The sequence below is a fragment of the Planctomonas sp. JC2975 genome, from assembly GCF_012985205.1.
Taxonomy (GTDB): domain Bacteria; phylum Actinomycetota; class Actinomycetes; order Actinomycetales; family Microbacteriaceae; genus Humibacter.
Genome location: NZ_JABEKS010000003.1, coordinates 14626 through 34375 on the forward strand (window position 1 = coordinate 14626; position 19750 = coordinate 34375).

The following is a 19750-nucleotide window of genomic DNA, read 5'->3' on the forward strand; positions in this document are numbered from 1 at the left end:
CGCCCGCAGCAGGATCCGGTTGCGTGCCCCGATCTGTATCGGTCGGTGCTAATCGGCGGGAATTCAGGATGGCGAAATCGGCACGATCCGGTGCGAAATCAGTTCAGGTTTGCTCGCGCCCATACCAGCGCTCCTTCTTCATCTGCAAAAGCACCCTCATCCTGTGCTTGCAGGGCCTTGTGCAGGATGCCGGCAAACTCCGGTCCGGGTTCCAATCCGAGCGAGATCAAGTGCCGGCCTTTGAGGATGGGCGCTGTGCCGATGGGGTCGGCCGCTGCGACGCTCAACCACGTCGCTGCTGGTGAGGCCTTCGCGCCGCTGCCCCTGCCTGCACTGTCCGCATCGACCACCCGTGCCCAGTCCGTGAGGCTTGCTGGGGCCAGTCGGCGAGCGAGCCGCCGCAGTGTGGGCCGTGATGGTGTTCCGTGTACCGATACGTGACTCATGTGCTCGGCAACGACCGGAACCACCCGGCGAATGATGTGTGACGGAGCACCAATCCGGTGCAGGAAAGCCCGGGCTTGTCCTACCCCGGCTTGGGCATGCCCGTACGACGTGATGCGACCAGTCACCGAACCAATCTGTGTGTGGGTGACCTTGCCGAGATCGTGCAGTAATGCGCCCAGAACTGCGACCTCGCGGTCGTCACCGGTGATGCCGCCGTGAGTGCAGCTGTCCGCTGCCGCTTGGGCTGAGAGCGTCAAGTGGGTAAAGACGTTCCCTTCCGGGTGCCATGTCGGGTCTTGGGGAACTGTGAGCGTGGCTGCGAGTTCGGGCAAGAGCATGATCGCGCCGGTCGCAACGAGTGCTGCCGCGGCGGCCTGCCAGTGTTTGCCGACGCGGAGCAGTTTGGACCACTCCATCCAAATCCGCTCCTGAGCAACGGCTTCCGGCTGGTTCTGCATCTGGAGAGCGATTCTTCTGCAGGTAGCAGCGGTGTTGTCCTCTACCTGGAATCCGAAGCGCCCCGCAAACTGCACGACACGCCACACCCGCAGCGGATCTTTCCCGAATGCGTTGCTTGTCGCACGCAAAACCCCTGCATTGAGGTCACGGAGTCCGCCGAATGGATCGATGAGCTTGCCGGACGCGGGGTCCCATCCGATCGCATTGATCGTGAGGTCTCGTTGCGCGAACGCATCGCTGATGTTGGTGTGTTCACCCTCGGCGAGCCGGGTCGCTATGCGCTCACTCGCGTTCTCCTCGCCGTGCCGCGCAAGCGAAACGTCGAAGTCCTCGCCGTTGACTTGGGCGGCGAGAATGGCGAAGGATCGTCCGCGTTCCCTAACGGTGCCGACCTTCGCGATCTCGGTAAGGAGTACAGCGGTGTCGGTGTCGCCGTGCACCTCAACGTCGATGTCCTTGGGGGCCACACCGAGGAGCGCGTCGCGGACTGCTCCGCCAACGATCAGCGGGTGGCCGCCTGCGCGGCGGATCGAATCCAGGAGCATGCTCGCCGCGGCGCTCAGCCGGATCAATTCGGTGTCCGTCGTCAACTCCTCATTAGTCGGTGGGCGGGGTCCCCGACCGTGCCCGCAGCAACTGTGAGACCCCCCGGGCCCGGCCTGGCTCGAACGGGCAGCCATCCTCGCCAACTGCGGGCTGGACGCACCCTTACCGGGTAGGTACGCCTTGGGCGGGTTCAAAAGGAGAGTCAGCTTAGCCATCGCCGTCGCGACAAGCAATGCCAACGAGAGGCCAGGTCGCAAGCCAACCCATCAGCGCGCACTACTCACCGCAGTTGTGGGTCGAGCCTCTGCGGCGCCTCAGGGCGCCATCGACCGACCTTCGAATCGCGGGGGCAGGCGATACTCGCATGGCTCGACGCGAGACGACCTGCTGTCCTCGATCGTGTGGTAAGTGCCGTGCATTGCTTCTGCGCCTTTGCGGACGACGGGTGCCAGCGGCGAGTCGGTCGTGGTCATGACAGTCCAACCTTCGTCGACCAGCCAGATGGCGAGCTCGAGTGCACGGATGCGTTCGGTGGGCGTGGGTTCATCAAGTTCGGTGGACAGCAGGACGACTGTTTCGGTGCCGTCCGTGGTGACCAGGTTCACCAGTTCTGTCTTCATTGGTCCCTCTCCTTGTTCGTTGGTTGGCCAACTGCGTTCTTCTGGCCGTTCCGGCGAGAGAGATCAAGAGCCGGGCGGAGTTGGCGGAGTGAGTGGAGGGAGCGGTTGCTAAGCGGAGGTCGCTGTGCGGCCGGAGTCCGCAAATAGTGAGTGGAGGGATCGCAGCCGACGTAGCTGGCTATGATCGACCGCCGGAGCGGCAAGAAGACCCGAGAATCAGCACGCCTCAGCGTTCCGCACGACGACCGGCAGGGCCGCGTTCGCCGCACCGCAGTGGTACCTCCCCGTTCCACAGGCCTGTCCACATGCGCGCCGAAGACCGACACCAATCGGGGGCGCATCATGAAGTACTGACGGGGACTCGCAACGGCGAGCGACCGGAAGGACTTAACCATGGGCAGCATCACTGGCTATGAGACTGCGGCGGGGAAACGGTACCGGGTGAGGTATCGCAAACCCGATCATTCACAGACCGACAAGCGCGGGTTCCGCACCAAGCGGGATGCCGAATTGTTCTTGGCGTCGGTGGAGATGAAAAAGGCGACCGGCGAGTACGTCGACCCGGCCGCGGCACGCGCCACCGTCGGCCGTCTCGGCACTCCATGGTTGGCATCCCGGTCGCACGTGAAGCCCTCGACCGCGTACGTGTACGAGTCAGCGTGGCGGCTTCACGTCGAGCCGACGTGGGGTGCCACGATGATCGGCACGATCCGGCATAGCGAAGTGCAGGCGTGGATCACCCAGCTCAGTGCAGGAGGTGAGGGAAGGAAGCCGAAGTCGCCGACGATCGTGCGTCGCGCCCACGACATCCTTGCCGGCATCCTGGACGCCGCGGTCAAGGATCACTTGATCCCCTCCAACCCAGCTCGCGGCGTGAAACTCCCCCGCCGCATCTCCCGTGCCCACACGTACCTGACGAACGACCAGGTTGCCGAGTTGGTGGCAGCCAGCGGCGAGCACGCCACGATCATCGCCCTGCTCGCCTACACCGGGCTGCGGTGGGGTGAAGCATCCGCACTCCGGGTCAAGGACATCGACACGCTCAGACGACGGCTGATGGTCGTGGAGAACGCCGTCTACGTCAACGGACAGATCCTGGTCGGAACACCCAAAACACATGAACGACGCAGCGTTCCGTACCCGAAGTTCCTCACCGCCCCGCTCACCGCCGAGTGCGACGGGAAGTGCCGGGACGACATCGTCTTCGACGACGGATACGGCGGCTACCAACGCACCCCGACCATGACCACCAACTCCTGGTGGGATGCAGCGCTGGTCGAGGCCGGGCTTACACCGATGACAATCCACGACCTTCGGCACACGGCAGCATCGCTCGCGGTCAGCGCGGGAGCGAATGTGAAGGCCGTGCAGCGCATGCTTGGCCACGCCTCCGCAGCGATGACTCTTGACACCTACAGCGACCTCTTCGACGACGACCTCGATGCCGTCGCCGACCGGCTCAACGAGGTGGCCGAATCAAGTGTGGGCAAAATGTGGGCAAAACGATCCTAAAACGCAAGAACGGCAGTCCCTCGAGGACTGCCGTTCCCAGTGCTTTCTAGGTGAGTAGCGGGAGCGGGACTTGAACCCGCGACACCACGATTATGAGCCGTGTGCTCTAACCACCTGAGCTATCCCGCCGCAGCATTCGTGCCGACTGGAACAGCCGCTGCACCATGCTGGAGCCCCGAGTCAGGATTGAACTGACGACCCCTTCCTTACCATGGAAGTGCTCTACCACTGAGCTATCGGGGCGACGCCGAACGACCGAGGTCCGTTTCGGCAACCGTACGAGAATACCATCATCCAGTCGGCCGTTAAGCCACGTGACGGTCCTGGGTGGCGGCGTCGATCACCGTGTGGAGCACGGTTCGGAGCTTCTCCAGTTCGGACAATTCGAGCCCCAGCTTGTCGATGATCTGGGGCGGCACACCGAGCGCCTCTTGACGCAGTCGGCGGCCGGTGTCCGTCAAGGCGACGCGGAGCATCCGCTCGTCACGGGGGTCGCGTTCGCGGGTGATGAGGCCGGATGCCTCCAACCGCTTGAGCAACGGCGACAGCGTCGCGGGCTCCAGCTGCAGCGCTCTGCCGATCGCCGCGACGGTTCGCGGGCTCTCCTCCCACAGCGACAGCATGACGAGGTACTGCGGATGCGTCAGCCCCAGTGGCTCCAGTACCGGACGGTACAGAGCGATGACGCTGCGGGATGCGACGGCAAGCGCGAAGCACACCTGATTCTGCAGCTTCAGCAGGTCGTCTGGCGCCGTCTCCACTTCGTCGAACGTCGCCGACCGCGCGGCGGCAGGGGCCTTCTGCACCATGTGCACCTCCGTTGTCCGTTCGGGTGGCATTCGTCGTGGGCACGGATCGGCTCGCGGCCCGTCAGACATGTTACGCTGACACTAATAGTTAGTGCACTAATGATTGCACGACCGATCGAGTGCGACAAGGAGCCCCACGTGTCCCGCGGCAACTGGAACTGGTACGAGAAGTTCAACAACGTCGTGCGCACGTTCACGGGTCCCGCACAGCTCGGGGCCGGGCATCCCGAGGGCCCCGACGTGCGCCGAACGGATGCCGCGTGCCCGCTCTGCCACGCGCCCATGAACGCCCACAGCGTGGAGCGGCCAGCGGACCAGCGCACGGCCAGTCGCCTCGTCTGCCCGTGACGACGTCCGACTGAGGCCGGCCGACCGCCCGACTGAAACCGGCCGGCCGGCCGTCAGGGCGGATTCAGCGGGCATCGACGTGGTTCGCGGATGACGGAGACGCTAGTCTTTCTGGGCCATGATCACGGAATCGGCCGGCCGCCCCGCGTGGGTCGCGGCCTATCTGACCAAGCTCGGCGTCGACGACCCGCAATCCCTCGGCGCGCCGTCGCTCGAGACACTGCGCCGGCTGCACCGCGCCCACGTCGAGCGCATCGCCTTCGAGAACATCGACATCCAGCTCGAACGTCCTCAGGGCATCGGCCCGGAGGAGTCCATCACCCGCATCCTCGCGGGCCGAGGCGGCTACTGCTTCAACCTGAACAACGCGTTCGCCACGCTGCTGACCACCCTCGGGTACGACGTCACGCTGCACCGCGGACAGATCAACGGCAGCGTCGAGGGGGCGAAGGCGACCCCCGACGAGTACGGCACGCATATGGCGCTCACCGTGGTGATCGAGGGCGAGCGATGGTCCGTCGACGTCGGCCTTGCCAACTCGCACCACGAGCCCATTCCGTTGCGGGAGGGCGTGCACGTACAGGGCCCGTTCACCTTCCGGTTGCAGCCGCTGCCGGAGATCGGCCCGGATGCCTGGCGGTTCTTCACGGATCCCGTTCAGACGACCTTCCACAGCATGGACTTCACGCTTGCGCCGGCAGATTGGGAGGACTTCAGCGAAATCCACGCCGACCTCTCGACGTCGCCGCAGTCCGGCTTCGTGCAGACCTGCGAGCTCTTCCGTCGCGACGCGCTCGGGACCGACTTCATCCTCAACGACACGTTGACCCGTGACGACACCGACGGACGCTCGGAACGCATCTTGACGTCCGCGGAGGAGTGGTTCGCCGTGGCGGAGGACGTGTTCCGACTGGACCTGTCGGACATCGGCGACGACGATCGTGCCGCGTTGTTCGATCGCATGCAACGTGCGGAAGAGGCCTGGCGGGAGTCGCAGCGGGCGCGGGCGGCACAGCAGGCGGCCGCGGACGTCTGAGCTCCACCACCACCACTGGTCGAGCCTGTCGAAATCCGTTCGCCGACTGCGGGTTGATCTCGTAGAAGCCCGCGGTCACCTGGTTTCGACAAGCTCAACCGGCGATGGCCATCGCGCAGGCACGACCGGCGAGGTCAGCCAGCGACGCTCAGGCCCGGCAGCACGATCGCGGCGAACTGCGGACCGGACGTGACGAGCCGCACTCCGCCCTCATCCTCGTCTCCGGGTGCGTCGACGGCGAGCGCGACTTCGCCCGCGACCACGCGTGCCTGATCCCATCCGGATGCCGCCTCGTACGGCAGCCGCACGTCGGCGGCGCCGCGCGACGCGATGACCAGCACGGACTCGTCCGCGTGCTCCCGCACGAACACGAGCACGTCGTCACCCACGTGGAGCCAGCGGAATCCGCCGTCGTTCAGCGCGACGTGGTTTCGTCGCAAGGCGATCAGTTCCGTGTAGAGCTCGAGCGTGGCACGGGCATCCGTCGCCGTCGCTCCGGTCGCCGGGTCGACGTCGTCACCGTCGGCATTCGCACCGTGGTCGAGCAGGTGCCACGGCATCGGCATCCGCGCGCCTTCGCCGTCGTCGGCTTTCAGGCCGAGCTCGTCGCCCGCCCACACCACCGGGATGCCCGGCATCGTCACCGACAACCCGAACGCCACAGGGACTGTCCCCGGCCGTGCGTGCGTGCGGAATCGCGGCACGTCGTGCGTGTCGAGTGCGTTCATGGTGCCCAGCCGCACCCGCCACGGGAAGGCTGCGGCGAACCGCGTGTGCGCATCCGCCAGCTCGCGCCCTGTATAAGAAGGGATGACGCCCACCGGCTGCCCGAAGTACGTCGACGGGCTGCCTGGCTCGGAGAGCCAGCCCCAGACCGGCCGCGTGAAGTTGGCGTACGTCATCGCGCCGTGCCAGGCGTCCCCCTGGAAGTCGGGTGCCGCGTCGTTGGTGGACTCGCCGAGCAGGATGGTGTCCGGGTTCACGTCGAGCATCGTGCGGCGGATGATCCGCCGCACCTCGGCGTTGAAGTCATCGTCACGGTAGCGTCCGGTCATGTTGGCAACGTCGATGCGCCATCCGTCGAGCGAGTACGGCGGCCTGAGCCACTGCGCGACCACGGATTCCGGTCCCTCGATGAACCGGCGCCGCAGCTCCGGCGAGCCCCAGTTCAGCTTCGGCAGGCTCAGCACGCCGAGCCACGCGACGTACTGCGTGTGCTCGTCGTCGAGCCAGTAGAAGAAGTCGCTCTCCGGCGCATCCGGATGCCCGTACGCCGCCTGGAACCACTCGTGCCCGTCTCCGCAGTGGTTGGTGGTCAGGTCGCCGATGACCTTCAGCCCGCGCTGGTGCGCCTCGGCCACGAATCGGGCGAGCGCCTCGTCTCCGCCGAGAAGGGGATCCACCCGGGTGAAGGATGTCGCGTCGTAGCGGTGATTCGAGCGGGCGGGGAAGACCGGGGTGAGGTAGACGAGGGTGACGCCGAGTGCGGCCAGATAGTCGAGGCGCTGGGCGGCGCCGTCGAGGTCGCCGCCGTAGAACTGCTGCGATCGTCCGGGTGGAACGTCGTCGACCGGATCACCCCAGGCCGCGGGGATCGCCCAGTCCGGCGTCTGACGCGCGTCGGCTGCTGCGGATCGCGCGAAGCGGTCCGGGAACAGCTGGTAGAGCACCGTCGAGCGCACCCACTCCGGTGGCGCGTCGTAGGCGACGAGCCTGAAGTCGTCGGCGTCGAGCGTCTCGGTCGTCCACACGCCCGTCGCGTTCAGCCACACGCTCGATCCGTCGGTTCGTGTGATGAGGAAGCGGTAGCCGTGCACCGGGTTCTCCACCTCCACCGGTGCCTCCCACCAGTCCCATCCGGTGTCGGAGGCGATCCGCTCGGCGTCGGAGAACCGGGGCTCGTGATCCGGATTGGAACGGGTCCGCACCTCAGCGACCGGGCCGAACGCATGCGGGATGCGCACGCGCACGCGGACGACCTCGCCGAGCTTCGGTGCGGAGTCGGAGACGTGCAGCGGCGATCCGTCGTGGTGGGGTTGCAGCATGGATCGAGGCTACTGGGACTCAGGCCGGAGCCGGCCCCGTCGATCCACGCACGATGAGGCGGGTCGCGAGCTCCTCGCGCGGTGCGTGGCCGTCGGCAGCCGGCCGTTCGCCGATCCGCAGCAGCATTCGCAGCGCGGCCGCGCCCATCTCGGCGACGGGCTGCTGCACGGTGGTCATCGGGGGGCTGGCCCATCCCGCCTCTGGAAGGTCGTCGAACCCGACGACGCTGAGGTCGGCCGGAATCGACAGCCCGAGCTCTGCCGCCGCCTCGTAGACGCCGAGTGCAAGAGGCTCTGTGCACGCGAAGACCGCGGTCGGACGGTCGGGGCGGGCGAGCATCCGCAGCGCGGCCTCTCTGGCAGCTACGCGCTTCCAGCCGGCGTGCGCGCGGTCGGCTTCGGCGACGTCGAGTCCGGCTGCGGAGAGCACGGATCGGAAGCCGTCGAGCCGCGCGCGGCTGTACTCGTACGAGTCGGAGACGTCGATCACGGCGATTCTGCGGTGACCCAACTCGATCAGGTGTTCCGCGGCAGAGCGTCCGCCCTGCCAGTTCATGGCGCCAACGCTCGCGACGCCCCGCGGCGGTGAAGCCATCGGGTCGAGCAGCACGACGGGCCGCCCGGCCTCGGCGAGCCGTCGCCATTGCTCGGGTGTCGGAGCGATCACGGCGAGGACCGCACCGCAGGATGCGCGCCGCAGCACGCGGTCGACCCAATCCGTTCCCTCGCGCGCGAGAGTGATCACCACATCGAGGTCGGCCGCGCTGGCCGCGGCCTCGACGCCGCCGAGCGCGCTGTTCGCCCACGATCCCTCAACGGACGCCAGCACGAAGTCGACGAGACCGGCCGACTGTTCGTCATGCCCCTGCAGCCCGCCGGCGACGGGTTGTTCGTAACCGAGCTCGGCGGCCACCCGCAGGATGCGCTCGCGGGTCGCGGGAGCGACGTCCGTTCCGCCGCGCAATGCCTTCGACACCGTCGGCACGCTCGTGCCTGCCCGCTGCGCGACGACCGCGAGCGTGGGACGGGTGCCGCCCTCTGCGGGCGCACGTGGGGTGGAAGGCACGAGGTCATCTTATGGTCGACGCCGTTTTGCGCAAATACTGCTCGCCGCACTTCCTTGATATTCCGGTCGTGTGCAGGCATAGTTTCGAACCACATCCGAAAATCGCGCAATACTTTGCGCAATGCTGCGGCCCACCGATACGAGGACCGCACTCGACGACGAGCAGAGCGGCGAGCGCCGCCAGGAGGAACCATGTCAAAGACGACGACACCGAGCGCCTTCAGCAGGCGTGCCTTCCTCGGCATGGCAGGGGCGGGCATCACGACGATCGCGCTGGCCGCGTGCAGTTCGAGTGGCACCGGTGGCAGCGCCGGCACGATGAAGTTCTGGAACATGCCGTGGGGCGGCACGAAGTTCAATCCCCTGGACAAGAAGATCACCCTGGCCTACAAGCCGGCGGGCGGACTCCCCTCTGCCACGTATCAGGAGATCCAGTGGTCGAACTTCACCCAGACGTTCGCCTCGGCGATCGCCTCGAACACGGGCCCGGCGGTCAGCTCCGGCGGCGGAACGCAGGCGTTCCAGTACGCGGCGGAGGGCAAGATCGCCTACGCAGACGACCTCTTCTCCGAGTGGAAGAGCAACGGGCTCTACGACGACTTCCTGCCCGGCCTTTTGGATGCGATGAAGACCGACAAGGGCTACGTCGCCATTCCCTACAACCTCGACATGCGCATCCTCTGGTACAACAAGACCCTCCTCGACAAGGCGGGCACCGAGGCGCCGACGGACTGGCAGAGCTACCTCGACGCCGCCGCAGCGCTGAAGAAGATCGGCGTCTACGGATTCAGCCTCAGCAGCAACACGAGCGGCGGCAACAGCTTCCAGACGCTCACCGGCGCGATGATCAACAACGGCGGCGGGTTGTTCGACGAGGAGCAGAAGCCGAACTGCGTGACTCAGACCAACATCGAGGCACTCGACTGGGTCGTCGAGATGATCCAGAAGGGATACGTGGATCCCGGCAACCTCGGCTACTCGAGCACCAACACGAACCAGCAGTGGAGCGCGCGCACGTGCGCCATGGGCATCGACGTGCCCGGCCTGCCGCAGAACGTGACGGGTGCTGTGCAGAACGAGCTGGTGCTCGGGGATCCGCTCGTCAGCGCTTCGGGCAAGAAGGGCGCGCTCTACTTTCCGAACAACATCATGATGTACAAGAACACCCCGAGCCAGAAGGGCTCCGAGGCGTTCCTCACCTATTACTACAAGCACATGTCGCAGCTCTGGACCGAGAACACCGGCATCGGACTGCCGCCGCTCAAGTCGATCGCCGAGACGAGCGAGTTCAAGGCGAATGCGAACGCCGTGAAGCTCGTCGACGTGTGGCAGCCGATCTGCAAGACGTGGGCAGCGCCGGGCGGAACGGCGCTCTTCGCGAACGTGTCCCTCGTGGACAGCACGGCGGCCATGACAACGTTCGCGCAGCAGATCATCTCGCAGAAGGCGACGCCGAAGGAAGCGCTGACCACGCTTCAGACGACGCTCATGTCGCAGCTGAAGAAGTGACGGCCGGCGACTCCGCCACGAGGGCGGGCACGGCGCCCGCGCCCGTCAACCCGGTACTGCCGGGCTTCCATCCGGATCCGACCTTGTGCCGCGTCGGCGATCGCTACTACCTCGCGAACTCGACGTTCGAATACGTGCCTGGCATCCCGATCCACGAGAGCACGGACCTGCGCACGTGGCGGCCGATCGGTTCGGCAATCCTGCGGCCGGAGGAGTTCGACCTCGCGGATGCACGTGACTCGGGCGGCATCTACGCGCCGACCCTGCGATTCCACGACGGACGCTTCTATCTCGTTGCGGCGCAGGTGGACCGCGCTGGCGACACGCAGTTCGTCATGTCGGCCAGGCATCCGGCCGGACCGTGGTCGGCACCGGTCTGGGTGGCGGATGCCGACGGCTTCGACCCATCCCTGTTCTTCCACGCAGGGCGGGCGTACTGGTGCGCCGCGCGCATCCTCGATGCCGAGGCAGGCCGAACGGCCATCTGGGTGCGGGAGTTCGACCTGGAGACCGGTCGTCTCGTCGGCCACGAGAGCGTCATCTGGACGGGCGCCCTCCGCAATGCGGTCTGGAGCGAGGGCCCGCACCTGTACGAACACGACGGATGGTTCTACCTCCTGACCGCGGAAGGCGGCACCTACCGCGACCACTCCGTCGTCGTCGCGCGGTCACGTTCCATCACCGGTCCGTACGAGCAGCATCTGCGCAATCCGCTCTTCACCCATCGGCACCTCGGCAGGGGCTACCCGGTGCAGAACGTGGGACACGCCGACCTCGTCGAGAGACCGGACGGAACCTGGGTCGCCGTGCTCCTCGCGGTGCGCTCGGACGACGGACGGCACATCCTGGGACGCGAGACCTTCGTGGCGGAGGTCACGTGGGAGGACGGCTGGCCCGTCATCAACGGCGAGACGGGCGTGCTCACCGATGTCGGCGACCGGCCCGTCGAGTGGAATCAGAATCCGGCCCGTATCGGGTCGGCGCTCACCGTGCGCCGCGCCGCCGATTTCGCGGAGGAGACGGCCGAGGGCGTCGTGCTCACGGATCCAGCGCGGGCGACCGACCGGCATGACACTGCGCCTGCTGCCCTGTTCCACCGGCTGCAGCATCGGGCCGCGCGGATGTCCGTCTCGTTCGACGACATCGCCGCGGGAGCGGCGGTCGGCCTGATGCTGCGCCAGAGCGATGCGCACTCCATTCGGATCGAGGTGCACGGCGACGTCGTGCGCATCATCGAACGACGAGGGGGCGTCGACACGGTGCGGGATCGCTGGGCGCGCGAGGCGCGGCATCCGCTCGCCATCGACGCTGAGCTCCGCGACTCTGCTGTGCGATTCCATGTGGACGGTCGCACCTCGGCCGGCCTTGACACCGCGGCGCTGAGCTCGGAAGTGGCAGGCGGATTCGTGGGAACGATGTGGGGACCGTTCGTGGTGCGCGGCACGGCGCTGCGGGCCCAGGCCCGCGTGAGGAGCCTCGGCTACCGGTCCCTCCTCGACGGGGAAGGCCAGATCGAGGCGGACCTCGGCGCGGACCTCGACCTCGGACTCGACCTCGAGAGCACGAGCACGGTCGCGGGCTCGCGGGCACCATCGACCGACTGACGGCCCAGCCCCGGAATCCGATGCCTTCAGGGGCCGGGCCGTCGGTCTCGTTACTTCACCGATCCGGCCGTCAGCCCGCCCACGATGTACTTCTGCAGCAGCAGGAACACGACCATCACCGGCAGCGCCGCGAGCACCGCTCCGGCCGAGAAGATGGACCAGTTGTTGGAGAACTGCTGAGACACGAACAGGTAGAGGCCCACCGCGAGGGTCTGCGTGTTGGGATCCGTCAGCACGATCGACGCGATCACGTACTCCCCCGTCGTCGCGATGAACGACAGCAGTCCGACCACGGCGAGGATCGGAGCGACAAGCCGGAGGATGATCCCGAAGAAGATCTGCGCGTGGCTCGCGCCGTCGATCTTCGCGGCCTCGTCGATCGACATCGGCACCGTGTTGAAGAACCCGTACATGAGGTAGGTGTTCACGCCGAGCGCGCCGCCCAGATAGACCATGATCAGGCCGAGCTGGCTGCCGAGGCCCAGCACCGGGAACACATCCCCGAGCGCCGACAGCAGCAGGAAGATCGCCACCACCGCGAGGAACTGCGGGAACATCTGGATCAGCATCAGCGAGAGCAGGCCGATCCGTCGCCCGCTGAAGCGCATACGCGAGAAGGCATATGCGGCGAGCGCGCCGAGGAACACCGTCGCCACTGCGGTGACCGTTCCGATCACGAGCGTGTTCACGAACCACAGGCCGAACGGCTGATCCGGATTCTGGAACAGCGCGATGTAGTTCTGCACGTTGACGGTCTGGAAGAGGTCGTTGGAACCCACCAGCGACCCAGCCGGATTGAGGGATGCCGAGAGCACATAGAGAAGGGGGAAGACGGCGAAGACGACCATCACGATGGCGACGAGGTGCCGCCATCCGGTCTCGCCGAACCAGCGTCCGAAGCGGAATCCCGCGCGTCGCGGTGAGCGGGACGACGACGCGGATGCCGGCGCCCGGCCACCCGAGGGCCCGCTCGGTGCCTGCGTCGCGGCATCCGCCCCCACGGTCGTTCCTTCTGTGACCGAGCCTGCAGCGCTCATCAGTTGATCTCCTCGAGGGCCTTGGTGCGACGGAAGGCGATGATCGAGATCACCGCGACCAGGATGAAGATGAGGATGGACAGCGCGCTCGCCAAGCCGTAGTCGCGCACGCCGCCCTGACCGAACGCGATCTTGTAGACCATGGTGATGAGCAGGTCGGTAGACCCGATGTCGAGGGTGGTGTCGGTGAACCGCGGCCAGCCGCGCGTCAGCATGTAGATGACGTTGAAGTTGTTGAAGTTGAACGCGAACGACGCGATCAGCAGCGGTGCCACCGAGACGAGCAGCAGCGGCAGCTTGATGGAGCGGAAGACTCGCCATGGGCTGGCGCCGTCGACGCGCGCAGCCTCGTCCACCTCTTCCGGCAGCGACTGCAGGGCACCCGTGCAGACCAGGAACATGTAGGGGTAGCCGAGCCAGAGGTTCACGAAGGTGACGCTGAACCTCGCGAGCCATGGATCCGTGAGCCACGGTATCTGCGCCCCGCCGAACAGCACCTGGTTGATGAACCCGAACTCCGGGTTCATCAGGCCGGCCCAGACGAGCCCGGAGAGGAAGGCGGGGAACGCGTACGGCAGGATGACCAGCACGCGGTAGACCTTCTTTCCGCGCAGCTTCGGATGGTTCAGCACCATCGCCAGGAAGAGTCCGAGACCGAACGTGGTGAGCACGGACAGGATGGCGAACGCGAAGGTCCACAGAATCACCCGCCATAGCGGTCCCGCCAGCTGCGGGTCGGTGAACGCCCGTGCGAAGTTGGCGAAGCCGACGTCGATCTTCCAGCCTGGGCTGAGGGCTTTGGACCCGTCCTTCGTAGCGAACTCGCCGTGTCCGTTGTCGACGAACACGGTCCCGGACGCGTTGGTGAAGGTGTCGTCCTTCTGGCTGTAGATCAGGTCGGACTTGAAGACGTAGGCCGTGCTCGCGTCGTCGGTGCGCAGCGCCCCCTTGTTGGGGTCGGAGCTGACGGGCACCGAGAGCGACGTGACCTCGTCCTGACGGGTGAGCACCTCTGAGAGGTTCAGGGTGCGGTATCCGGGAGCCTTCACCGCCTTGTCGCCGTCGAACGTGGCGTTCTTGACGACCTCGAGCGGATGCCCCGTCGTGCCCAGGAGCGCAGCGCCGTCCTTCGGATCCGTCGTCAGCAGGTAGAGCTGGCTGCCCCGCTCCACGATGTTCACCGGATACGCGGGCGAGTTCGGGATGCGCTTCAGCCCGTTCGCGCTGATGGAGGCGATGGCATCCGCCTTGCTGCCGTTGTGCCCGTCGCTGTAGTTCGTGAAGGCGATGTAGCCGCTGTACAGCACGACGAACACCTGGAACACCAGCAGGAAGATCACGCCGGGTGTGAGGTATTTCGCCGGCAGTCGCTTGCCGCGGCCGAGGTAGATCCAGTTGATGGCGCCGGTGATGACCACGACGATCGAGATCGGGATCCACATCGACAAGCCGGCCATCACGAAGACGGCCCAGACCGCGATCGCGTCGAGGAGTCCGAGCAGCACGATCTTGGCGATCAGGCCGCCGATGCCGCTCCCGCCTGCGATCACCCGGGACTGGGTCCGTCGTGTGTCCCTGTTCCGATTGCCTCTGGGGCGCCTCTGCGGAACGGATGCCACGGCATCCTCTTCTGGACGTGCCGCTTCCAGCGTGCTCACGTCGTCGTCAGCCATATCAGTCCTCTGCCGTGCGAACCGCCGGTCGAGCAGCGCGTACGCGGACACGTGTGTGACCGACCGCCGAGACGGCGGTCGGCGCTGGCGTCGCGGCGGAGGCCAGAAATGGCCTCCGCTTTCAGCTCCAGCGCGCTGCTCAACCGGCGAGATGGATTACTTGATCTTGGATTCGATGTTGCTGACGGCCGTGTTCCACACCGTCGTCGGATCGCCCTGACCCTTGATGAGCTGCAGCTCCGCCGAGCCCCAGTCCGCCCACACGGACGCCATCTGCGGGATCGCCGGCATCGGAACGCCGTTCAGGCCGATGTCGCCGAAGGACTTGATGTCCGGGTCGCTCTTCGCGACCGTCGCGTAAGCGGTCTTCAGCGCCGGCGGACGACCGCCGACCTTGTACAGCGCCTCCTGAGCGGAGTCCGTGCCGAGGTATTCGACGAGGAACTTCGTCGCGGCGACCTTGTTCTTGCTCTTCGCGCTGATGAAGAACGCGTTCACGCCGAGGAACGGCTTGGCCTGCTCGCCGCCGGCGGAGGGCAGCGGGTCGATCGCGTACTTGATACCGGCCTTCTTGATGGCGGGCACGTTCCACGGTCCGGTCAGGTAGTAGGCGGACTGACCCTTGTCGAAGGCGTCGAGCGCGATGTCACCGGTGATGTTCGCGTTGAGGATGCCCTGCTGGCCCCAGTCCTTGATGGCGGCGGCGAACTTCAGGCCCGCCTCGTCGCCGAGGGTGAGCTTGGTCGCGTCGTAGGTGCCGTCGGACTTCTGCGCGAAGACCGAGGATCCGAACGAGGTCTGCAGCGGGTACATGTGGTACGGGTCGCCCTGCTTGGGGTCGAGGCCGAGCAGGAACGGGTACTTCACCGTGCCCGCGTTGGCCGCCTGAGCCGCCTTGCCCTTGGAGACCACCTCGTCGAAGGTGCTGGAGACATCGGGAACGAGGGCCGTGTTGCGCAGCAGCGCCACGTTCTCGATCGAGTACGGGAGGCCGTAGACCTGGCCGTCGTAGGTGACCGCCTGGATCGCGACGTCGGCGTAGTCGCCGGACTTGTCGCCGAGCTGCAGCGGCGACACGACGCCGTTCTGCACGTACGAGCCGAGCTTGTCGTGCGGGCTCACGATCATGTCGGGACCCTTGCCGGTGGGAACCTGGCTGATGAAGTCCTTGTCGACGTTCGCGAAGTCCTTCACCACGAGCTTCACCGTGATGCCGGTGTCCTTCTTGAACTTCTCGGCGATCGGCTTGATCGCCGGGGCGCGCTGGGTGTCGAGCCAGATGGTGATCGTCTGGTTCGACGACGCCGCACCTGAACCGCTCCCGCTCGGGGAGGAACAAGCCGCGAGAGCCACGGTCGTCAACCCGGCTCCGGCCAGCCCGAAGAAGGTGCGCCGCGTGAACGCACTGCTGGGGGTCACCGTCATTGGTGTGCCTTTCTGTTGTGAGGCAGGAGTCGGCCGTCGCAGAACAGAATTGCGGGAGGCCGTTCTCCCGGGGGGATGCAAGCGCTTCCATTCATAGCAAACGCTTGCAGCTCCACCAAACCGCGTTATCAAATCGTGGCCGAAATCGTGGAAGTGGATTCCGCAGCCTCCGCAGAGGCGTATTCTCGGCGACCGTGCCGTCGTGTCGGCTCGCATCCCTGTCCTCCAGCGGGATGCAGTGGGAGCGCATTCGTCGACCGGTGTGAGCCGACGGATCGGATGCTGGACGGCCCAAAGCAGTGCTGCCACGTTGCAAGCGCTTGCAGAATTGCCCTACAGTGGCACCCGATTTCGTGCAGTATGCGAGAGCATTGAGCTGCACGTGCATGTAACGATTCGAACAAGGACTGTGAACGTGGACACGATTCCCTCGACAGGCACGGCCGCGGAGCCGAATCCTTCCGGCCAGGCGACCGCCGCGGGCACGACGTTGCAGTCGTCGTCCGAATCCTCCACGGCGGCTGCACCGTCGCACGCCGGCTCCGGTGGTGAGTGGTGGCGGACGGCCGTCATCTACCAGGTGTATCCGCGCTCGTTCGCGGACTCGAACGGCGACGGCGTCGGAGATCTGCCCGGCATCACGGCCCACCTGCCCGAGCTGCAGGATCTCGGTGTCGACGCCATCTGGCTGTCACCGTTCATGACCTCGCCGCAACGCGACGCCGGATACGACGTGGCCGACTACCGCGACGTGGATCCGCTTTTCGGCACGCTCGGCGACTTCGACCGCATGCTGGCGACGGCGCATTCGCTCGGCATGAGGGTCATCGTCGACCTGGTTCCGAACCACACGTCGTCGGATCACGCGTGGTTCACGGAGGCACTGGCATCCGCGGAGGGCAGCGAAGCCCGTAACCACTACTGGTTCCGCGACGGCAAGGGCGAGAACGGCGAACTGCCCCCGAACAACTGGGAGTCCGTGTTCGGCGGTCCGGCCTGGACTCGCACCACGAATCCCGACGGCACACCGGGGCAGTGGTACCTGCACCTCTTCGACACCTCGCAGCCCGACCTCAACTGGGACAACCAGTGGGTGTGGGAGCAGTTCCGCGGCATCCTGCGGTTCTGGCTCGACCGCGGTGTCGACGGATTCCGCATCGACGTCGCCCACGGCATGGTGAAGGCAGCTGGCCTTCCGGATGCCACGCCCGACGAGGCGGCAGGATCGATGGGCGGCGCCGGCGGATCCCTCGCCCTCGAGCCGGAGATCAGCGACGAGCCGCCGAGCCTGCCGTACTGGGCGCAGGAGGGCGGACACGACATCTTCCGCGACTGGCATAAGGTGCTCGCCGAGTACGACGGCGACCGCGCGCTGTGCGGCGAGGCCTGGGTCGACCCGCCGTCGAAGCTCGCACGCTACGTGCGGCCGGACGAGATGCAGCAGACGTTCAACTTCTCGTACCTCGAAACGCCCTGGAGCGCTGATGCGCTGCGCACGGTGATCACCGAGTCGCTCGCAGCGTTCAACGGTGTCGGCGCGCCGAGCACCTGGGTGCTGTCCAACCACGATGTGGTGCGGCACGCGACCCGACTCGGCGTCTCGGGTGACAACCCTCAGGGACACGGCCTCGGGCCGAAGTCGCCCGTGAGCGTCGACGCCGCGGCAGGGCTGCGGCGTGCTCGTGCCGCGACGACGCTCATGCTGGCGCTGCCCGGCTCGGCGTATCTGTACCAGGGCGAGGAGCTCGGTCTGCCGGAGGTCGTCGACCTTCCGGACTCCGCGCGGCAGGATCCGACGTGGTTCCGCACGAACGGCGAGCGTTACGGACGGGACGGATGCCGCGTCCCGATCCCGTGGACGGCGGCCGGCGCGTCCCACGGCTTCAGCGATTCGGGTGCGAGCTGGCTGCCTCAGCCGTCCGAATGGGCGACACTCGCGCGCGATGTCGAGGACGCGGATCCGGACTCCACGCTCTCGCTCTACAAGCTCCTCCTGGCCGAGCGCGAGGGACGCGGCCTCGGCTGGGGCACGCTCGAATGGTCGAAGGAGTACGGAGCGGATGTCGTGGCCTTCCGCAACGGCAAGGTCACCGTCGTCGCGAACCTGGGCCGGGCATCGGTCCCGCTCCCGGCGGGCGAGGTCATCGTCAGCAGCGCGCCGGTCGACGGGCTGCTCCCTGCCGACACGGCCGTCTGGGTGCTGTCCTGAGAATCGCTCGGGTCGCCGGTACCATGACGGCAGGGACGCGGCGGTCGCACCGGCGCGGGTGCAGGTGAGGCGATGGCAGGCATCGAAGAGGTCGCGCGTCTGGCGGGGGTGTCGACGGCGACGGTATCCCGCGCGCTGAGCGGCAACGGGCCGGTCTCCCCCACGACGCGCGAGCGCGTGCGGTCGGCGGCGGCACAGCTCGGATACGTCGTGTCGTCGAATGCGTCGAGCCTGGCATCCGGGCGCACCCGCAACGTGGGCGTCGTGGTGCCGTTCCTCTCCCGATGGTTCTTCTCGTCGGTGGTGGAGGGCGCTGAAGCCGCGCTGTTGCGCAAGGGATACGACCTCACGCTCTACAACCTCAGCGGTGGGGACGTGCTGCGGCGCAGCGTGTTCGAGCACTTCCTGCTGCGCAAGCGAGTCGACGCCGTCATCGCCGTCGCGCTCGAGCTCACCGACGAGGAGGTGAGCCGTATGCTCGCCATCTCCAAGCCGATAGTCGGTATCGGCGGCCCGATCCCCGGCGTGCGCACCCTCACCCTCGACGACCTCGCCGTCGCCCAGCTGGCCACCGAGCACCTCATCTCACTGGGGCACACGCAGATCGCACACGTCGGAGGCGGTGTCGAGTTCGACCTCGATTTCCACCTCGGCTCCACCCGTCGCCGAGGATTCGAGCGTGCGATGCACGAGGCGGGGCTGCCGATCCGCGACGATCTTTACCAGCCTGCAGACTTCACCATCAACGGTGGTTACGAAGCGGGCAAGCAGCTTGTGGGGCGGCCGTACGACAGGCCGACCGCGATCTTCGCGGCATCCGACGAGATGGCGATCGGATGCCTGCTCGCCGCACGCGACCTCGGGCTCGCCGTTCCCCGGGACATCTCCGTCGTCGGCATCGACGACCACGAGCTCTCCGACTTCTTCGGGCTGACCACCGTAGCGCAGTTCCCGCGGCAGCAGGGCGAGATGGCCGTCGACGTGCTGATGGGCGAGCTCAACCCGGATCCCGATGCCACGGACGCCTTCACCACCGAGCTCCCGTACCAGCTCGTGGTGCGCTCGAGCACGGCGCGCCCCACCGAGTAGCACCCCGCCCCACCCCTCCTCCCGAGGGTGCCCGTTTCACCTCCCGAGAGTGCCCGTTCCACCTCCCGAGAGTGCCCGTTTCACCTCCCGAGGGTGCCCGTTTCACCCCCCGAAGGTGCCCGTTCCACCTCCCGAGGGTGCCCGTCGCACCTCCCGAAGGTGCCCATTTCACCTGCCGAGGGTGCCCACTTCACCTCCCGAGAGTGCCCGTTCTGCCACCGACCGTGCGCTCCCGCACTTCGGGGCACGAAGGCGCACTCTCGGACGGAAGGACCAGCACGCTCGCGGAGAGGAACGAGCACCCTCGGTGGGAAAA

Annotated in this window: 15 protein-coding genes and 2 tRNA genes; 7 read left to right on the forward strand and 10 right to left on the reverse strand. The window is 66.7% G+C overall.

All coding sequences use genetic code 11. The annotated features are described in order from the left end of the window. Nucleotides 1-98: 98 nt before the first annotated feature. Together HII28_RS16170 and HII28_RS16175 are read right to left on the reverse strand one after the other, a co-directional pair. Nucleotides 99-1496: an HD domain-containing protein gene (locus tag HII28_RS16170; protein WP_170026904.1), complete on the reverse strand. Its 1398-nt coding sequence runs from the start codon at nucleotides 1494-1496 to the stop codon at nucleotides 99-101. Between the two features lie 270 nt (nucleotides 1497-1766). Next, nucleotides 1767-2072, reverse strand: coding sequence for a hypothetical protein (locus HII28_RS16175; protein WP_170026905.1), 306 nt, complete (start codon nucleotides 2070-2072; stop codon nucleotides 1767-1769). Nucleotides 2073-2465: 393 nt separating this feature from the next. Between HII28_RS16175 and HII28_RS16180 the strand changes: the two genes are divergently transcribed. After that, the gene (locus HII28_RS16180; RefSeq protein ID WP_170026906.1) at nucleotides 2466-3584 is read left to right on the forward strand and encodes a tyrosine-type recombinase/integrase; all 1119 of its coding nucleotides are present in this window, start codon (nucleotides 2466-2468) and stop codon (nucleotides 3582-3584) included. Between the two features lie 55 nt (nucleotides 3585-3639). Here the strand turns inward: HII28_RS16180 and HII28_RS16185 are convergent. The 3 genes from HII28_RS16185 to HII28_RS16195 form a co-directional block, all read right to left on the reverse strand. Further along, nucleotides 3640-3713: transfer RNA gene (locus HII28_RS16185), tRNA-Met, on the reverse strand. Between the two features lie 39 nt (nucleotides 3714-3752). Next, nucleotides 3753-3827, reverse strand: a tRNA-Thr gene (locus HII28_RS16190). Between the two features lie 62 nt (nucleotides 3828-3889). After that, on the reverse strand, nucleotides 3890-4393 hold the full coding sequence (locus HII28_RS16195) for a MarR family transcriptional regulator (RefSeq protein WP_170026907.1): 504 nt from the start codon (nucleotides 4391-4393) through the stop codon (nucleotides 3890-3892). 138 nt (nucleotides 4394-4531) lie between these two features. Here HII28_RS16195 and HII28_RS16200 point away from each other — a divergent pair, with 138 nt between their 5' ends. After that, the gene (locus HII28_RS16200; RefSeq protein WP_240978326.1) at nucleotides 4532-4741 is read left to right on the forward strand and encodes a hypothetical protein; all 210 of its coding nucleotides are present in this window, start codon (nucleotides 4532-4534) and stop codon (nucleotides 4739-4741) included. A 118-nt stretch (nucleotides 4742-4859) separates the two neighbouring features. Further along, nucleotides 4860-5777, forward strand: coding sequence for an arylamine N-acetyltransferase (locus HII28_RS16205; protein WP_170026909.1), 918 nt, complete (start codon nucleotides 4860-4862; stop codon nucleotides 5775-5777). A gap of 134 nt (nucleotides 5778-5911) precedes the next feature. On the opposite strand, the gene HII28_RS16210 is transcribed toward HII28_RS16205, so the two are convergent. After that, nucleotides 5912-7822, reverse strand: coding sequence for a glycoside hydrolase family 13 protein (locus HII28_RS16210; RefSeq protein WP_170026910.1), 1911 nt, complete (start codon nucleotides 7820-7822; stop codon nucleotides 5912-5914). A gap of 19 nt (nucleotides 7823-7841) precedes the next feature. Next, a complete protein-coding gene (locus HII28_RS16215; protein WP_170026911.1) occupies nucleotides 7842-8888 on the reverse strand; it encodes a LacI family DNA-binding transcriptional regulator in 1047 nt (348 codons plus the stop codon). A 192-nt stretch (nucleotides 8889-9080) separates the two neighbouring features. Here HII28_RS16215 and HII28_RS16220 point away from each other — a divergent pair, with 192 nt between their 5' ends. Both HII28_RS16220 and HII28_RS16225 read left to right on the forward strand, forming a co-directional pair. Then, on the forward strand, nucleotides 9081-10397 hold the full coding sequence (locus tag HII28_RS16220) for an extracellular solute-binding protein (protein ID WP_170026912.1): 1317 nt from the start codon (nucleotides 9081-9083) through the stop codon (nucleotides 10395-10397). Continuing rightward, nucleotides 10394-12001, forward strand: a complete 1608-nt coding sequence (locus tag HII28_RS16225) for a glycoside hydrolase family 43 protein (protein WP_170026913.1) — start codon at nucleotides 10394-10396, stop codon at nucleotides 11999-12001. Before HII28_RS16220 ends, HII28_RS16225 begins: the two co-directional genes overlap by 4 nt. Before the next feature lie 50 nt (nucleotides 12002-12051). Here HII28_RS16225 and HII28_RS16230 read toward each other — a convergent pair whose 3' ends face one another. From HII28_RS16230 to HII28_RS16240, 3 genes are all read right to left on the reverse strand, one after another. Continuing rightward, nucleotides 12052-13038 carry a sugar ABC transporter permease gene (locus tag HII28_RS16230; RefSeq protein WP_170026914.1) on the reverse strand — a complete coding sequence of 329 codons (987 nt, stop codon included), beginning with the start codon at nucleotides 13036-13038 and terminating at the stop codon, nucleotides 12052-12054. Next, nucleotides 13038-14711, reverse strand: coding sequence for an ABC transporter permease subunit (locus tag HII28_RS16235; RefSeq protein ID WP_170026915.1), 1674 nt, complete (start codon nucleotides 14709-14711; stop codon nucleotides 13038-13040). The genes HII28_RS16230 and HII28_RS16235 overlap by 1 nt, the downstream gene beginning before the upstream one ends. Nucleotides 14712-14867: 156 nt before the next feature. After that, nucleotides 14868-16136: a maltose ABC transporter substrate-binding protein gene (locus HII28_RS16240; RefSeq protein ID WP_170026916.1), complete on the reverse strand. Its 1269-nt coding sequence runs from the start codon at nucleotides 16134-16136 to the stop codon at nucleotides 14868-14870. A 490-nt stretch (nucleotides 16137-16626) separates the two neighbouring features. Here HII28_RS16240 and HII28_RS16245 point away from each other — a divergent pair, with 490 nt between their 5' ends. Together HII28_RS16245 and HII28_RS16250 are read left to right on the forward strand one after the other, a co-directional pair. Then, the gene (locus tag HII28_RS16245) at nucleotides 16627-18345 is read left to right on the forward strand and encodes a glycoside hydrolase family 13 protein (RefSeq protein WP_170027215.1); all 1719 of its coding nucleotides are present in this window, start codon (nucleotides 16627-16629) and stop codon (nucleotides 18343-18345) included. Between the two features lie 72 nt (nucleotides 18346-18417). Next, the gene (locus tag HII28_RS16250; RefSeq protein ID WP_170026917.1) at nucleotides 18418-19434 is read left to right on the forward strand and encodes a LacI family DNA-binding transcriptional regulator; all 1017 of its coding nucleotides are present in this window, start codon (nucleotides 18418-18420) and stop codon (nucleotides 19432-19434) included. Nucleotides 19435-19750: the final 316 nt, after the last annotated feature.

Excerpts from the sequence above, each read along its gene's own strand:
- HII28_RS16240 (WP_170026916.1), bottom strand. The coding sequence starts at position 16,136 with ATGACGGTGACCCCCAGCAGTGCGTTCACGCGGCGCACCTTCTTCGGG.
- HII28_RS16195 (WP_170026907.1), bottom strand. The coding sequence starts at position 4,393 with ATGGTGCAGAAGGCCCCTGCCGCCGCGCGGTCGGCGACGTTCGACGAA.
- HII28_RS16205 (WP_170026909.1), top strand. The coding sequence starts at position 4,860 with ATGATCACGGAATCGGCCGGCCGCCCCGCGTGGGTCGCGGCCTATCTG.
- HII28_RS16210 (WP_170026910.1), bottom strand. The coding sequence starts at position 7,822 with ATGCTGCAACCCCACCACGACGGATCGCCGCTGCACGTCTCCGACTCC.
- HII28_RS16235 (WP_170026915.1), bottom strand. The coding sequence starts at position 14,711 with ATGGCTGACGACGACGTGAGCACGCTGGAAGCGGCACGTCCAGAAGAG.
- HII28_RS16230 (WP_170026914.1), bottom strand. The coding sequence starts at position 13,038 with ATGAGCGCTGCAGGCTCGGTCACAGAAGGAACGACCGTGGGGGCGGAT.
- HII28_RS16250 (WP_170026917.1), top strand. The coding sequence starts at position 18,418 with ATGGCAGGCATCGAAGAGGTCGCGCGTCTGGCGGGGGTGTCGACGGCG.
- HII28_RS16220 (WP_170026912.1), top strand. The coding sequence starts at position 9,081 with ATGTCAAAGACGACGACACCGAGCGCCTTCAGCAGGCGTGCCTTCCTC.
- HII28_RS16180 (WP_170026906.1), top strand. The coding sequence starts at position 2,466 with ATGGGCAGCATCACTGGCTATGAGACTGCGGCGGGGAAACGGTACCGG.
- HII28_RS16175 (WP_170026905.1), bottom strand. The coding sequence starts at position 2,072 with ATGAAGACAGAACTGGTGAACCTGGTCACCACGGACGGCACCGAAACA.